We start from the raw sequence: 15,296 nt of genomic DNA, 5'->3' as shown, positions 1-15,296 counted from the left end.
ACCAACGCGCCCCACAAAGCAACGCAACTCCGCCCAAAGCAACAGGCGTGCCATCAACCTGCGTATGGCGTGGACCCCGGTTTTTGATCAGATTGGCGGGGTCTGGGGCGGAGCCCCAGGAATCAGCTGCCATAGACGCCCGCAAGGTGACCCACCTACGAACACCAAACAGGCACCCGCCAACGCAACAGGGGGACGACCCACCCAACCAACGCGCCCCCGTACGCTGGACCACACCAGAAAAGCCCCACCGAGAGGACCAGCGGTGCAACCCGGTCAGTTCGACATGCAGGCCCTGCTCCAGCAGGCCCAGAACATGCAGCAGCAGATGGCAGAAGCCCAGCAGCAGCTGGCCGAAACGCAGGTCACCGGCAACGCGGGCAACGGTCTCGTCACCGCGACGGTCACCGGCGGCGGCGAGCTGGTCAACCTGACCATCGACCCCAAGGTCGTGGACCCGGAGGACGTCGAGACCCTCCAGGACCTGGTGATCACGGCGATCAAGAACGCCAACGCCAGCGCCCAGGCACTCGTGGAGCAGAAGCTCGGCCCGCTCGCTCAGGGCGGCCTCGGCGGATTGCTCGGCTAAGAGATGTACGAGGGCCCGGTACAGGACCTGATCGACGAACTGGGCAGGCTCCCGGGCGTCGGCCCCAAAAGCGCGCAGCGCATCGCCTTCCACCTTCTCGCCACGGAGCCCGCTGACATCGAGCGGCTTCAGCAGGCGTTGCAGAAGGTCAAGGAGGGCGTGGTCTTCTGCGACGTCTGCGGCAACGTGTCCGCCGAAACCCGGTGCCGCATCTGCCGCGACCCGAAGCGGGACCTGGCGCTGGTCTGCGTGGTCGAGGAGCCCAAGGACGTCCAGGCGATCGAGCGCACCAGGGAGTTCAAGGGCCGCTACCACGTACTGGGTGGCGCGCTCGATCCGCTCAGCGGTGTCGGGCCTGACCAGCTCCGGATCCGGCAGCTGCTCAACCGGATCGGCACGGCGACGGACGGTGTCGACATCTCCGAGGTCATCATCGCCACGGACCCGAACACCGAGGGCGAGGCCACGGCCACGTACCTGGTGCGGATGCTCAGGGACTTCCCGGGGCTCTCCGTCACGCGGCTCGCGAGCGGCCTGCCGATGGGCGGCGACCTGGAGTTCGCGGACGAGCTGACGCTGGGGCGTGCGCTATCTGGTCGCCGGAGCATGTAGCAACGGCCCCACCGCGGCTGGGCGGCACTCGCCTGGTCGCGGTGGACGGCCCGTCAGGCGCGGGCAAGTCCACGTTCGCGAAACAACTCGCGCAACAACTGAACGCCCAGCTCATCAGCACCGACCACTTCGCGACGTGGGACGACCCCACGACGAAGTGGTGGCCACGGCTGCAGCAAGCGCTCACAGAAGTGCAAAACGGCCGCGAAGGCCGCTACCGGAAAACCGACTGGTCCCAAGGCTTTCCGTGCATCGGAGAAGGCGACGAGGTCGTCATCGCTCCACAAGGGACGATCATCCTGGAAGGCTTCTCCAGCGCCAGAAAAGCGAACACCCGCCTGAGCCTCGCCGTCTTCGTGGACCACGGCACAGAACAAGCCAGGCTGGAACGCGCGGTGAAGCGCGACGGCGAGCACCAAAGACAGCACTTCATCCGTTGGCAGCAGTACGAAAGAGGCTGGTTCGCGGTCGACGAGACCAAGGCCAGAGCTGACTACGTTGTCACGTCGAGCAACTGAGCCTGGACGACGGAAGCCTCTGGCGTTCCGATCGCGCTGAACACCTCCAGCGACGAAGACCAGTGCGACCGGGCGGAATCCGAGTCACCCAGGACAAAAGACGCGTCGCCGGCCAGTTGCAGCGCGCGGCCGAACACCCACCGGTGCCCGGAGTCCGAGCCGACCGACGCTGCCCGCAACGCGCATTCCAACGCGCCGGCGGCATCCGAGGTGTCGAGGTGGGTGCGCCCGATCACGAGCAGCACCTCCATCTCGGCCAGGCGGAACTGCGATCGGCCCGCCTCGACCAACGCGGCGGTGGCCGTCGCCAACGCTTCCTCATAACGGCCGACCGCACGGTACGACGAGGCCAGCCCGCGTCGCGCCGAGCAGATGCCCCACGAGTAACCGGTCTCCACCCCGATGGCCAGCGCGGACGAGAACTGCTCCAGCGCCTCCTCGTAACGACCGCCGCCCTCCAGCGCGCGGCCGAGCAGGTTCTGCGCGTCGCAGACGCTCTTGACGTTCTCCAGGTCCTGCGCGATCTGCATGGCGGCGGAAGCCTCGACAGCGGCTTCCGCGTAGCGGCCGCGCATGATCAGCGTGATGGCCATGCCCTCGTGCATGGTGTGGCCGAAGTTGCGGGCGGCCGCACGTTCGTACAGCTCACGTGCGCGCACGAAGTAGTCCTCGCCGAGATCCGGCTTGCCGCGCCACGCCTGCACCTCGCCGAGCGCGCGCATCGAGTTCGCCTGCAGGATCCACGAGTCGAGGCGCTTGCCGTCCTCCAGCGCCTCCTCGAACGTCGACGCGGCCCGGTCGAGCTGGCCGAGCTGCATGTAGACGCCGCCGAGGTTGAACAGGGCGTTCGCGAGCACCTGGGGCGCGCGCACCCGGCGGGCGATCACCAGCGCGCGTTCGAGGTGGTCGGCGGCGTGTTCGAGTTCGCCGAGGTCGATGTAGACGCTGCCGGCGTTGGACAGCACGGCGGCCTCGGCCTGCGGCAGGTCGATGTGCTCCTGCAGGGCGATGGCCTGCTGGTAGTAACCCAGGGCGTTCCGGTGCTGCCCGGTCACCCAGTACAGCGTGCCCAGCGACGACAGCATCGCGAGCTGGCCGAGTTCGTCACGTGGTGCGCGCGCACCCATGAGTCCCGCCCTCGCGGTCTCGCGCCACTCGGCGGTGAGGCTCTGCGTGTAGAAGTAGCCGCGCAGCGCGTCCGCCAGCTGCCACGGCGAGTTCTCCGGGTCGCGTTCCACGGCGTGCGCCACCAGCGCGACCAGGTTCGCCCTTTCGACGTCCAGCCAGGTCAGGGCTTCGGTCGACGTGCTGAACGTCCGCGGCACCACGCTGTCCACCGGGGCGGGACGCGGGAAGCGGAACAGCGTCGACTTCATCGCGGACGTGGCGTTGTCGACCGAGCGCACCGCCCAGTCCAGCAGCCGCCGCAACGCCAGACGCGAGTCGGCGCGGCCCTCCTCGAACGCCAGGCGCTCGGCCGCGTAGTCGCGCAGCAGGTCGTGGAACTGGTAGCGGGACGGCGCGTGGTTCGAGATCAGGTTCGCGGTGGCCAGGCGGTCGAGCCGGCGCCGAGCGTCCTGAGTGGTCAGTCCGCTCAAAGCAGCGGCCATCTCCGGCGTGAAGTCCGTACCGGGCACCAGGGACAGCAACCGGAACATCTGCGCGAGCTCGGGCTTCAAGGCCGTGTAGGAGAGGTCGAACGCCGCGTGCACCGCGACCCGTTCGTCGCCCTCGACGGCCAGCGCGGCGAGCCGGTTGCCCGCCCGCAGCTCCTCCACGTAGTCCGCGATGGACAGCTCCGGACGCGACACGAGGTTCGCGGCCGCGATACGCAAAGCCAATGGCAGATGCGCGCACAGGGCCGCCAGCTCCAAGGCCGCGTCCTCCTGGGACGCCACCTCGTCCGCGCCCAGAATGCCTGCGAGGAGTGACTTCGTCTCGTACCAGTCGAGCACGTCGAGCCGCACGTTCGACGCGGCGTGCGAGACGGCCAGGCCGCGCAACGTGTCGCGCGAGGTCACCAGCACCGCGCACCCCGGTGAACCCGGCAGCAGCGGACGGATCTGCTCGGCGGAAGAAGCGTTGTCCAGCAGCAGCAGAACGCGCTGACCGGTCAGCGTGGACCGGAACATCGCCTCCTGCTCGTCCTGGTCGAGCGGCACCTGGTCAGGCTCGGTCCCGAGCGCACGAAGGAACCGAGGCAGCACGTCCACCGCGCTCAACGGCGGTCCGGGGGCGTATCCGCGCAGGTTGACGTACAGCTGACCGTCCGGGAAGTCGGCGCGCATCCGGTGCGCCGCGTGCACGGCCAACGCCGTCTTGCCCACTCCGGGCGGCCCGGCCAGCGTGACGACCGGCACACCCTGCGCGGTCCGCAGCAGGGCCACGATCAGCGACACGGCCTCGTCGCGGCCGACGAAATCGGGGATGTCCGCGGGCAGCTGCGACGGCACGACCCGTTCCGGCTTCGTGGCGACGACCGGGGTGCCGGCGGGAACCCGGTCCACCGCGCCGATCGACCCGGACAGCACCTGGCTGTGCACGCGCCGCAGCTCGTCACCGGGGTCGATGCCCAGCTCGTCGCCCAGCAACCGCGAAACGCGCTGGTAGGCGGCGAGGGCCTCGCTCTGCCGGCCGGAGCGGTACAGCGCCACCATCAGCTGCGCCCAGAACCGTTCGCGCAGAGGATGTTCGCTGGTCAGCCGGGACAGCTCCGCGACCAGCTCGCCGTGCCGGCCCAGTTCGAGATCGACCTCGACACGGCGTTCCAGCACGTGCAGGCGGCGTTCGTCGAGCCGCGGCACCTCGTCGCGGTGCAGGATCTCCGACGGCACGTCGACCAGGGCCGGACCTCTCCAGAGCCCCAGCGCGGCGGCGAACGCGGCCGAGGCGGCCTGCAGGTTCCCGGCGGCGCGCTCCTGCTCGCCCTGTTCGATCAGGGGTTCGAAGCGCATCAGGTCGATCGTCTTCTCGTCGACGTCGATCAGGTATCCGTCGGGCACGGTCCTGATCGGTACGGACGGTCCGAGCAGCTGTCTGAGACGCATCACATAGGTCTGAAGAGTCGCGCGTGCACGTGCGGGTGGATCTTCACCCCAGACGTTCCCGGCGAGTTCGTCCACTGAGACCGACGTGCCGGCACGCAGCAACAGCGACACCAGCAACGCACGCTGTCTACCGGCTCTGACCAGCAGTGGTTCGGTGTCGAGGAGCACCTGGAGGGGGCCGAGCACGCGGAACTCGACCAGCTTGCTCATGCGACCTCCTCCGCGTGTCGTTGTTGTTTCTACAGCCTAGGAGAGCGTCTGACGCATCTGCAGTGCTCACGTTGGGTCAGCGGCCGTGCGCCGGACGTATCAGAATGCCTGGTCTAGTGGCCGGATCGTGACCTGAGATGCCCCGGAGGGGGTATGTACAACGGTTATGGTCGGCGACCACACCGTGAGATGTGCGGATTGTCCAAGGGGTGTTTGATGGTCCACTCAGTAACGGCTCGCCGCCGTTGGGTTGCCGTGATCGGCTTTCTCAGCGTCAGTGCGCTGGCCCTGTCCGGTTGCGCGCAATCCCAGCGCGACTCAGGCGGCGGCGGCAAGGAAGGCGGGACGCTGACTTTCGGCGCCGCCGGTGCGCCGAAGCTCTTCGACCCGTTCTACGCGACCGACGGTGAGACCTTCCGGGTCTCCCGCCAGATGTTCGAGGGTCTGGTCGGCTTCAAGCCGGGTACCGCCGAGGTCGAGCCCGCGCTGGCTGAGAAGTACGAGCCGAGCGCAGACGGCAAGACGTGGACCTTCACCCTCAAGGAGGGCGTGAAGTTCCACGACGGTACGGACTTCAACGCCGAGGCCGTGTGCTTCAACTTCAACCGTTGGTACAACCAGAAGGGCGCCGGCACGTCTGACGCCGTCTCCCAGTACTGGCTGGACAACTTCGGCGGCTTCGCCAGCACGCCGGACAAGCCCTCGCTGTTCAAGGCCTGCACGGCCAAGGACGCCAAGACCGCCGTGGTCGAGCTGAACGAGGTCACCTCGCAGTTCCCGTCGGTCCTCGGCTTCACGTCGTTCTCCATCTCCAGCCCCGACGCGCTGAAGAAGTACGACGCGGACAACGTCCAGGCCGCCGGTGACGCGTTCACCTTCCCGGCCTACGCGAACGAGCACCCGACCGGTACGGGCCCGTTCAAGTTCGGCAAGTACGACAAGGCCAACAACACCGTGGAGCTCGTGAAGAACGACGCCTACCACGGCACGAAGGCCAAGCTGGACAAGATCGTCTTCAAGATCATCCCGGATGAGACCGCCCGCAAGCAGGCGCTCAAGGCCGGCGACATCGACGGTTACGACCTGCCGAACGCGGCGGACTGGGCCGGTCTGAAGACCGACGGCTTCAACGTCGCGATCCGTCCGGCGTTCAACGTGTTCTACCTGGGCATCAACCAGAAGAACAACCCGAAGCTCGCCGACCTGAAGGTCCGTCAGGCCCTGATGTACGCGATCAACCGCGAGCAGCTGGTCAAGTCGCAGCTGCCCGAGGGTGCCAAGGTCGCGACGCAGTTCATGCCGGACACCGTCAACGGCTACAACAAGGACCTCAAGGCCGTCGGTTACGACGCCGCCAAGGCGAAGTCGCTGCTGGCCGAGGCCGGTGCCTCCGACCTGACGCTGAAGTTCTACTGGCCGTCCGAGGTCACGCGTCCGTACATGCCGTCCCCGAAGGACCTGTTCGGCGCGATCTCCGGTGACCTGCAGGCCGCCGGCATCAAGATCGAGGTCGTCACCAAGCCGTGGAACGGCGGTTACCTGACCGACGTCGACAGCAGCATCCCGGACCTGTTCCTCCTGGGCTGGACCGGCGACAACGGCACGGCGCACAACTGGGTCGGCACGTTCTTCGGCCGCACCGACAACCGCTTCAACACCGGTGTGTCGCCGTGGGGCGCCACGCTCGCCGCGGACCTGGCCAAGGCCAACTCCGAGCCGAACGAGGCCAACCGCACGAAGCTGTACGAAGAGATCAACAAGAAGATCATGGAGGAGTACCTCCCCGCGATCCCGATCTCGCACTCCCCGCCCGCTCTGGTGTTCAAGTCGGACATCAAGGGTGTCGTCCCGAGCCCGTTGACCGACGAGAAGTTCGGCCCGGCCTCCAAGGGCTGAGCTGACTAGCTCCCACCACAAGAGAACAACGGGGTAGCTCAAGTGCTCCGCTACACCATTCGACGGCTGATTCAGCTGGTCGGCGTGGTGCTGGTGCTCTCGCTGCTGCTCTTCGCGTGGTTGCGCGTACTCCCAGGAGGGCCGGTTTCGGCCCTCCTGGGAGACCGTTCTACGCCGGAGAAGGCGGCGGAGCTCACCAAGCAGCTCGGCCTCGATCAGCCCATCGTCGTGCAGTACTTCAAGTTCCTCGGTCGCGCGGCGACCGGCGACTTCGGCGTCTCCACCGGTGTTCAGCCCGGTGACTCGGCGCTCGACATCTTCATCCAGAGATTCCCCGCGACGCTCGAACTGAGCTTCTTCGCGATCGTCATCGCCATCCTGGTCGGCGTTCCGCTCGGCTACATCGCCGCGAAGCGCCGCGGTGGCTGGTTCGACAACCTCAGCGTCGTCGGTTCGCTCATCGGTGTCGCCGTTCCGGTGTTCTTCCTGGCCTACGTGCTCAAGGGCGTCGCATCGTCCTCGCTCGGGCTGCCGTCCAGCGGTCGTCAGGACGCCATCGACGCCACTCGCGTCACCGGTTTCTTCACCCTCGACGGCATCATCACCGGCGAGTGGGACGCGACGTTCAACGCGCTCGAACACCTGATCCTGCCGGCGATCGCGCTGGCGACGATCCCGTTCGCGGTGATCTTCCGGATCACCCGCGCGGCCGTCCTCGACGTGCTCGACGAGGACTTCGTCCGCACCGCCGAGTCCAAGGGCCTCACCGCATCGGTGATCCGCCGCCGGCACGTGCTGCGCAACGCGATGCTCCCGGTCGTCACGACGATCGGCCTGCAGACCGGTGCGCTGCTCTCCGGCGCGGTGCTCACCGAGAAGGTGTTCTCGTTCCCCGGTGTCGGCGAGGCGCTCGCCATCGGGTTCGAGCGGCGTGACTACCCGGTGCTGCTGTTGTTGATCATCATGGCCACGAGCGTCTACGTCGTGGTCAACCTGCTGGTCGACCTCTCGTACGCGCTCATCGACCCGCGCATCAGGACGAGGTGAGACCAGTGGCACTTGGAGTGACCAAGAAGGACAAGATCGACGGCCTCGCCGAGACCGCGGGTGTCTCGCTCGCGGCCAGCGCGTGGAAGCGGCTCAAGCGCAGTCCGGTGTTCCTGATCGGCGCGACGATCATCGGCATCTTCGTCGCGGTCTCGATCCTGTCGCCGTGGCTCGCGCCGCACGACCCGGCCAGCCCCATGCTGATCGACCAGGTCATCAAGGCGCGCAACGAGATCCCGCCCGCTCAGCCGGGCCACCCGCTCGGTGGCGACCTGCAGGGCCGTGACTTCCTGTCGCGCCTGCTGATCGGCTCGCAGCAGACGTTGATCGTCGGCATCGGCGCGACGATCATCGGCCTGTCCGGCGGCCTGATCCTGGGCACGCTCGCGGGTGCGATCGGCGGCTGGGTCGACTCGCTCGTCATGCGCGTCGTCGACGTCATGCTCTCGCTGCCGTCGCTGTTGCTCGCGTTCTCGATCGCGGCGATGTTCGCGCGGCCGAGTCAGTTCACCGTGATCCTCGCGGTGGCGATCGTGCAGATCCCCGTGTTCGCCCGGTTGCTCAGAGGCTCGATGCTGGCGCAACGGCACAGCGACCACGTGCTGGCGGCGACCGCTCTGGGCGTGAAGAAGGGTGCGATCGTGTTCCGGCACATGCTGCCGAACTCGCTCGGCCCGGTGATCGTCCAGTCCACCCTGGTGCTCGCCACGGCGATCATCGAGGCGGCCGCGCTGTCGTTCCTCGGCCTCGGCAACCCGGACGACCGGACGCCGGAGTGGGGTCAGATGCTCGGTGACGTGCAGAAGGTGTTCGACACCCATCCGCACCTCGCCGCGTGGCCCGCGATCTGCATCATCATCGTCGCGCTCGGTTTCACGCTCATGGGTGAGACCCTGCGTGAAGCCCTCGACCCGAAGAACAGGCGGTGAGTCGTCGTGGCACTGCTCGAAGTACGTGACCTCTCCGTCGTGTTCCAGCGCAAGGGCGAAGAGCCGTTCCGCGCGGTCGACGGCGTCAGCTTCGACGTGGAGCCCGGCCAGACGGTCGGGCTCGTCGGCGAGTCGGGCTGCGGCAAGTCCGTGACATCGTTGGCGATCATGGGTCTGCTGCCCAAGCGCGGCGCCCAGGTCACCGGCAGCGTGACCTACGACGGCACGGATCTGCTGAAGCTGTCCGACCGGCAGATGCGCGACAAGCGCGGCAGCGAGCTCGGCATGGTCTTCCAGGACCCGCTGTCCTCGCTCAACCCCGTCGTCCCGATCGGCCTGCAGGTCACCGAGGTGCTCGAACGGCACCGCGGCATGCCTCGCAAGGAAGCGATGATCGAGGCGAAGAACCTGCTCGACAAGGTCGGCATCCCGGACCCGAACCGGCGGCTCAAGGAATACCCGCACCAGCTCTCCGGCGGTATGCGGCAGCGCGCACTCATCGCGATCGCGCTCGCGTGCCGGCCGAAGCTGCTGATCGCGGACGAGCCGACGACGGCGCTGGACGTGACCATCCAGGCCCAGATCCTGTCGCTGATGAAGGAACTGGTGCAGGACCTCGGCACCGCGCTCGTGATGATCACCCACGACCTGGGTGTCGTCGCCGGCCTGTGCGACGAGGTGAACGTGCTGTACGGCGGCAAGGTGGTCGAGAAGGCCATGCGGCACAAGCTCTTCGCCGAGCCGCGCCACCCGTACACGCACGGCCTGCTGGCCTCGATCCCGCGACTCGACGCCGCTCGTCACTCGAAGCTGACGCCGATCAGGGGTTCCGTCGCGGACAACATCCCGTGGGCGAGCGCCTGCGCGTTCGCGCCGAGGTGCCCGAACGCGCTGGACGTGTGCCGCACGGAGACGCCGCCGGAAGAAGACCAGCTGGGTCGCCTGCTCCGCTGCCACAACCCGGTGGTGCCGGGAACTCCCGCCGCCGAGGAGGTGCCGGTATGAGCGAGACCCTGGTTTCCGTCCAGGACATGAAGGTGCACTTCCCGATCAAGCGGGGCGTGTTCATGGACCGCACCGTCGGCTACGTCTACGCGGTCGACGGCGTCGACCTGGAGATCAAGCGCGGCGAGACGTACGGCCTCGTCGGCGAGTCCGGCTGCGGCAAGTCCACCCTCGGGCGGGCGATGCTGCGGCTCAACGAGCCGACCGCGGGCAAGATGGTCTTCGACGGGCAGGACTTCTCCGCGCTCAAGGGCGAGGACCTGCGCAAGATGCGGCGCCGGATCCAGATGGTGTTCCAGGATCCGCTGTCCTCTTTGGACCCGCGTCAGTCGGTGGAGTCGATCCTCATCGAGGGCCTGCGGGCGCACGGCCTGGACAAGGGCAAGGAGTCGACCAACAAGCGGCTTCGCGACCTGCTCACGGCCGTCGGTCTGCCGACCACGGCGCTGCGCAAGTACCCGCACGAGTTCTCCGGTGGTCAGCGGCAGCGCATCGGCATCGCGCGGGCGCTGGCACTGGAGCCGGACCTGATCGTCGCCGACGAGCCGGTGTCCGCGCTGGACGTGTCGGTGCAGGCGCAGGTCGTGAACCTCATGGAGGAGCTCCAGGAGCAGTTCGGCCTGACCTACCTGGTGATCGCGCACGACCTCGCCGTCGTGAAGCACATCTCCGACCGCGTGGGCGTGATGTACCTCGGTGGCCTGGTCGAGGAGGCCTCCTCGGAGGACCTCTACGCCGAGCCGCTGCACCCGTACACGCGGGCGCTGCTGTCGGCGATCCCGGTGCCCGACCCCGTGGTCGAGGACCGGCGTGAGCGGATCCTGCTCGCGGGCGACCTCCCGTCGCCGGCGAACCCGCCCAGCGGCTGCCGGTTCCACACCCGGTGCCCGTGGCGGCAGGCGACGAAGTGCGACACCGAACGTCCCGTGCTGCGCGAGCTCAGGCCGGGTCACAAGGTGGCGTGCCACTTCGCCGAGCAGATCCTGTCCGGCGAGATCCAGCCGCACGAGGTGAAGCCGATCCTGGTGGAGGAGGACGACGGCCTGTCGCCCGACGTCCCGCTCGTGGGACCGGCTTCGGTGACCGAAGCGCTGAACCCGTAGCAGTCGTTTTCCGAACGGGGCCACCTCACTTCGAGGTGGCCCCGTTCGTTTCTCCAGGGCCGTCCGCTGTCCTCGGTGGATGGACAGTCGTGGCTCGATCCTTCTTCGCGCGGCGGAGATCGCGTCGGTCGACGGCCTTGAGGGCGTCACGATCGGGCGGCTCGCGGTCGAGCTCGGCATGAGCAAGAGCGGGGTCTTCTCGCACTTCGGCTCGAAGGAAGAACTGCAGATCTGCACCGTGCACACGGCGGCGGAGATCTTCGCGCACGAGGTCGTGATGCCGGGCGGTGCGCTGCTGGACCTCGCCGACCGCTGGCTCGACTACTCGAAACGCCGCGTGTTCCCCGGCGGCTGCTTCTTCGTCGTGACCCGCTCGGAGTTCGCCGCCCGGCCCGGCCGCGTCCGAGACGCGTTGATGCTCTTCAACCTGCGCTGGATCTCACTGCTGGAACGGCTGTGCGGCGACGCCCAGATGGCGTTCGAGGTGGACGCCCTGCTGGCGGCCGCGGACCGGTTCGCGGTGCTCTACGACGACGCCTCGGCGTACGAGAGAGTGCGGCTCGCGTTGCGCGCACGGATCGCCATGCCGACCGGGATGGAGATGAGCGTGGCCACGGCGAACGACAACAGCATCGCGAGCCACGCCTCGTCGACGAGCTGACCGCCGATGTACCCCACGGTGGCGGGGTAGAGGCTCCACAGCGCCGACCCGAGCGCCGCGACCGGCACGAACCGGCGCAACGGCCACCTCAGCGCTCCCGTCAGCAGCGCCCCGACGATGCCACCGGCGGGCAGGAACCGCGCCGCGATGAGGATCGTCTCGCCCTTGGTGGCGAGCTGGTCGGCCGTCCACACGACCATGGCCCGCGCCCTGGAGTTCTTGTTGACCTTGTCGAGCGCCCGCATCCCCATCCTGCGCCCTGCGGTAAAGTTGATCAAGTCACTGACCAGGCAACCGGCCGCGGCGACGAGCACCACCAGGTACAGCGGCACCTCACCGGACGCGGCCAGGACACCGGCGCCGATGAGCACGGCCTCCGTCGGTGCCAGAGGCACGACGGCGACCAGGAACAGCACTACGAGGCTGGCTGCGGTGCTCATGATCGGTGAACGTACGTGACCCAGGTGAACAATCCCGACCTGGGTGTTTCTTCAGCGTGCCCACAGGAACCACACACGGCTCCGCCGGACGGCCGCGCCTGGTGTCCGAAAGGGCATGACTGGGCGTGACGGCCCGAGATTTCCCGGTCCGGTTACCGGTCCTGCGTCGGCCACTCGTCGGACGTTCGTGACATCCCACGACGGACACCTCATGCCAGCGGGCCTGGTGTGATCCAGGCCATATGCGCCGACCGGTCACGTCGTGACTTCTGATGACCGCTCGATTCCGCCGGAAGACCTCCGATCTGTCATGCGTTCATCCGGCACTTCTGCCGTTGACCTGCTGGTTCGGCTGTAGTTAACGTCCGAACTCAATTGGAAAGCTTGTTTACCAATCCTTCGAACCGCCGCCCTTCGCCCAGGAGGAACGAAGTGATCAAAAAGCACACCAGAGCTGGTGTCGCCATAGCCCTGTTCGCGTTGGTGATCCCCCAGATCGCCGCGTCGGGCACGGCCAACGCGGCTGATTCCCTGCTGTCCGCCAACAAACCCACCACCGTCTCGTCCGTCGAGGCCGAGACCTTCGGCGGCGCCAACGCCGTCGACGGGAACTCGACCACCCGGTGGGCGAGTCTCGAAGGCGTCGATCCGCAGTGGATCGCCGTCGACCTCGGTAGCGCCGCCACCGTCTCCAAGGTCAAGATCAACTGGGAGGCCGCGTACGCCTCCGAGTACAAGATCCAGACCTCGTCCGACGGCTCGTCGTGGACCACCAGCAAGACCCTCACCGGTCAGAACGGTGGCATCGACGAGACGACCCTGAGCGCGTCAGGCCGCTACGTGCGGATCTACGGCACCAAGCGCGGCACGGCGTACGGCTACTCGATCTTCGACCTCGAGGTCTGGGGCAGCGGCTCGGGTGTCGACCCCACGCCACCGACCGCGCCCACCGGTCTCACCTCGACCGGCACCACGTCGAGCTCGGTCAGCCTGCAGTGGACGGCCGCGAGCGACAACATCGGTGTGACGGGCTACGACGTCCTGCGCAACGGCAGTGTCGTGGGCACCCCGACGGGCACCACGTTCACCGACACGGGCCTCGCGTCCGGTACTGCGTTCACCTACACCGTCAAGGCGCGGGACGCGGCCGGCAACCTCGGTCCCGCGAGCAACTCGGTGCAGGCGACGACCCTGCCGCCCGCACCCGGCGACACCATCACCGTCGTCGCCGCGGGCGACATCGCGTCGCTGACCAACACCGAGCACTACGAGACGGCGAAGCTGATCGACCAGATCAAGCCGAACCACGTCCTCACGGTCGGCGACAACCAGTACGACAGCGGCACGCTCACGGAGTTCAAGGCCCACTACGACAAGTCGTGGGGCAAGTTCAAGAGCATCACCCACCCCGCGACGGGCAACCACGAGTGGGAGGACAACCTCAACGGGTACAAGTCCTACTTCGGTGTCCAGGCCTACCCGCAGGGCAAGCCGTACTACAGCTGGGAAGCCGGCGACTTCCACTTCGTCTCGTTCGACTCCCAGAAGATGTACGACACGGGTGCCGACTCGACGCAGATGACCTGGCTGAAGGCCGACCTCGCCGCGAACACCAAGGCGTGCGTCGTCGGCTACTGGCACCACCCGCGCTTCAACTCGGGTGAGTACGGCGACAAGTCCAAGATGACGACGGTGTGGAACGCCTTCGCCGACGCCAAGGCCGACCTGGTCCTCAGCGGTCACGACCACCACTACGAGCGGTTGAAGCCGCTGAACAAGAGCGGTGCGGTCGACGAGGCCAACGGCCTGCGCTCCGCGATCATCGGCATCGGTGGCGACTACCTCTACTCCAACGTCAAGCCTCGTGCGGGCGTGGAGAAGTGGTTCGCGGACTCGCACGGCGTCGTGAAGTTCACCCTGTCCGGTCGCTCCTACTCGTGGGAGGTCATCGACACGGCGGGCCGGGTGCGCGACAAGGCCGGTCCTTACAACTGTCGTTGATCGCATCTGGCTGTTGATCGGAGGCCGTCGTGTACATCGCAACCGCAAGACAAGCTCCGGCTTCTGGTGGCACCGGCAGGATCGCGGGCAACGTGCTCGCGCTGGGCGCGGTGTCCCTGCTCACGGACGTCTCGTCCGAGATGGTCACCGCCATCCTGCCGCTGTACCTGGTGCTGGGACTGGGGTTCTCCCCACTGCAGTTCGGTGTGCTCGACGGCATCTACACCGGTGTGACGGCACTGGTTCGCGTTGTCGGTGGTCACGCTGCGGACCGCTGGCAACGGCGCAAGTTCGTGGCCGGACTCGGGTACGGGATCTCGGCGCTGGGCAAGCTCGGCCTGCTCGCCGCCGGGACCTCGGCCACCGCGATGGGGCTCGTGCTGGCCGGGGACCGGACCGGCAAGGGCTTGCGCACGGCGCCGAGGGACGCGCTGATCACGTTGAGCAGCGAGCCTTCGGCGTTGGGACGTGCCTTCGGTGTCCACCGCGCGATGGACACCGTGGGCGCGTTCCTCGGCCCACTGCTGGCGTTCTGTCTCCTGTGGACGCTGCCGGCCCGCTACGACGTGGTGTTCGTGGTGAGTTTCTGCTTCGCGGCAGTGGGTTTTCTGGTGCTGGTGCTGTTCGTGCGCGATCACCGGGACGTGCTGCCACGCGTCGCGGTGTCGCTGCGATCGGCGTTCGGGTTGTTGCGGTCCAGGCCGTTCCGGCGGGTCTGCCTGGTCGCGTGCGGGCTCGGGTTCCTGACGCTGGGCGACGGGTTCGTCTACCTGTTGCTGCAGAAGAAGCTGAACGTCGAGGTCGCCTACATCGCGTTGCTGCCCCTCGGCACGGCCGGCGTGTACCTGCTCGCCGCCGTGCCGCTGGGGTCCCTGGCCGATCGCGTGGGCCGGTGGAAGATCTTCCTGGTCGGGCACCTGGCGTTGCTCGGCGCGTACGTGTTGCTGGTTGGAACGTCCGGAATCGCTTTGCTGGTGGGCGTTCTGCTGCTGCACGGGCTCTTCTACGCGTGTACCGACGGCGTGTTGATGGCCGTCGCCGGGCCGATGATCCCCGACGAGCTGCGCACGTCCGGTCTGGCCCTGCTGCAGACCGGACAGGTGCTCGCCCGCGCCACCTCTTCCGTTCTCTTCGGTGCTCTTTGGACGTGGTTCGCTTGGTGAGGATCCTGATCGTCATCGCCGCCGTGATCGCGCTGGGCGCGGGCGCCACCGCCTACGCCCTGCGAGCTCCGGACG

11 protein-coding genes and 2 pseudogenes are annotated in these 15,296 nt (G+C 67.5%); 11 read left to right on the top strand and 2 right to left on the bottom strand.

Annotated elements, in window-relative coordinates; translation table 11 throughout:
• Positions 1–286: 286 nt before the first annotated feature.
• From SK854_RS17270 to SK854_RS17260, 3 genes are read left to right on the top strand one after another with little or no spacing between them, the layout of a single operon-like run.
• Positions 287–589: a YbaB/EbfC family nucleoid-associated protein gene (locus SK854_RS17270; RefSeq protein WP_319976127.1), complete on the top strand. Its 303-nt coding sequence runs from the start codon at positions 287–289 to the stop codon at positions 587–589.
• A 3-nt stretch (positions 590–592) separates the two neighbouring features.
• The gene (gene recR / locus SK854_RS17265; RefSeq protein WP_093594538.1) at positions 593–1,201 is read left to right on the top strand and encodes a recombination mediator RecR; all 609 of its coding nucleotides are present in this window, start codon (positions 593–595) and stop codon (positions 1,199–1,201) included.
• Positions 1,202–1,242: 41 nt separating this feature from the next.
• Positions 1,243–1,719: a uridine kinase family protein gene (locus SK854_RS17260; protein WP_319976105.1), complete on the top strand. Its 477-nt coding sequence runs from the start codon at positions 1,243–1,245 to the stop codon at positions 1,717–1,719.
• Here SK854_RS17260 and SK854_RS17255 read toward each other — a convergent pair.
• On the bottom strand, positions 1,695–4,976 hold the full coding sequence (locus SK854_RS17255; RefSeq protein ID WP_319976104.1) for an AfsR/SARP family transcriptional regulator: 3,282 nt from the start codon (positions 4,974–4,976) through the stop codon (positions 1,695–1,697). The two genes, SK854_RS17260 and SK854_RS17255, sit on opposite strands and share 25 nt — an antisense overlap.
• A 216-nt stretch (positions 4,977–5,192) precedes the next feature.
• On the opposite strand from SK854_RS17255, the gene SK854_RS17250 reads away from it, so the two are divergent.
• From SK854_RS17250 to SK854_RS17225, 6 genes are all read left to right on the top strand, one after another.
• Entirely contained in the window at positions 5,193–6,872 is a 1,680-nt protein-coding gene (locus SK854_RS17250; RefSeq protein ID WP_319976103.1) for an ABC transporter substrate-binding protein, read from the top strand.
• A gap of 42 nt (positions 6,873–6,914) precedes the next feature.
• The gene (locus tag SK854_RS17245; RefSeq protein WP_319976102.1) at positions 6,915–7,919 is read left to right on the top strand and encodes an ABC transporter permease; all 1,005 of its coding nucleotides are present in this window, start codon (positions 6,915–6,917) and stop codon (positions 7,917–7,919) included.
• Positions 7,920–7,924: 5 nt separating this feature from the next.
• A complete protein-coding gene (locus tag SK854_RS17240; protein ID WP_319976101.1) occupies positions 7,925–8,848 on the top strand; it encodes an ABC transporter permease in 924 nt (307 codons plus the stop codon).
• Positions 8,849–8,854: 6 nt separating this feature from the next.
• Positions 8,855–9,853, top strand: coding sequence for an ABC transporter ATP-binding protein (locus SK854_RS17235; protein WP_319976100.1), 999 nt, complete (start codon positions 8,855–8,857; stop codon positions 9,851–9,853).
• On the top strand, positions 9,850–10,956 hold the full coding sequence (locus SK854_RS17230) for an ABC transporter ATP-binding protein (protein ID WP_319976099.1): 1,107 nt from the start codon (positions 9,850–9,852) through the stop codon (positions 10,954–10,956). Before SK854_RS17235 ends, SK854_RS17230 begins: the two co-directional genes overlap by 4 nt.
• A gap of 79 nt (positions 10,957–11,035) precedes the next feature.
• Positions 11,036–11,617, top strand: a complete 582-nt coding sequence (locus tag SK854_RS17225; protein ID WP_319976098.1) for a TetR/AcrR family transcriptional regulator — start codon at positions 11,036–11,038, stop codon at positions 11,615–11,617.
• 20 nt (positions 11,618–11,637) lie between these two features.
• Here the strand turns inward: SK854_RS17225 and SK854_RS17220 are convergent.
• A pseudogene (locus SK854_RS17220) lies at positions 11,638–12,057 on the bottom strand (DedA family protein); the annotation flags it as partial.
• 432 nt (positions 12,058–12,489) lie between these two features.
• Between SK854_RS17220 and SK854_RS17215 the strand changes: the two are divergent.
• Both SK854_RS17215 and SK854_RS17210 read left to right on the top strand, forming a co-directional pair.
• Complete coding sequence (locus tag SK854_RS17215; RefSeq protein ID WP_319976097.1) at positions 12,490–14,058, top strand: discoidin domain-containing protein; 1,569 nt, start codon at positions 12,490–12,492, stop codon at positions 14,056–14,058.
• A 29-nt stretch (positions 14,059–14,087) separates the two neighbouring features.
• A pseudogene (locus SK854_RS17210) lies at positions 14,088–15,292 on the top strand (MFS transporter); the annotation flags it as partial.
• Between the last annotated feature and the right edge of the window lie 4 nt (positions 15,293–15,296).

It is taken from the genome of Lentzea sokolovensis, from assembly GCF_033949975.1.
Taxonomy (GTDB): Bacteria; Actinomycetota; Actinomycetes; order Mycobacteriales; family Pseudonocardiaceae; genus Lentzea; species Lentzea sokolovensis.
The sequence above is the reverse complement of the archived record's forward strand: the minus strand, read 5'-3'. Positions and strand labels throughout refer to the sequence as shown.

Coding starts and splice junctions, on each gene's coding strand:
- SK854_RS17270 (WP_319976127.1), top strand. CDS start 287: ATGCAGGCCCTGCTCCAGCAGGCCCAGAACATGCAGCAGCAGATGGCA.
- SK854_RS17250 (WP_319976103.1), top strand. CDS start 5,193: ATGGTCCACTCAGTAACGGCTCGCCGCCGTTGGGTTGCCGTGATCGGC.
- recR (WP_093594538.1), top strand. CDS start 593: ATGTACGAGGGCCCGGTACAGGACCTGATCGACGAACTGGGCAGGCTC.
- SK854_RS17255 (WP_319976104.1), bottom strand. CDS start 4,976: ATGAGCAAGCTGGTCGAGTTCCGCGTGCTCGGCCCCCTCCAGGTGCTC.
- SK854_RS17230 (WP_319976099.1), top strand. CDS start 9,850: ATGAGCGAGACCCTGGTTTCCGTCCAGGACATGAAGGTGCACTTCCCG.
- SK854_RS17225 (WP_319976098.1), top strand. CDS start 11,036: ATGGACAGTCGTGGCTCGATCCTTCTTCGCGCGGCGGAGATCGCGTCG.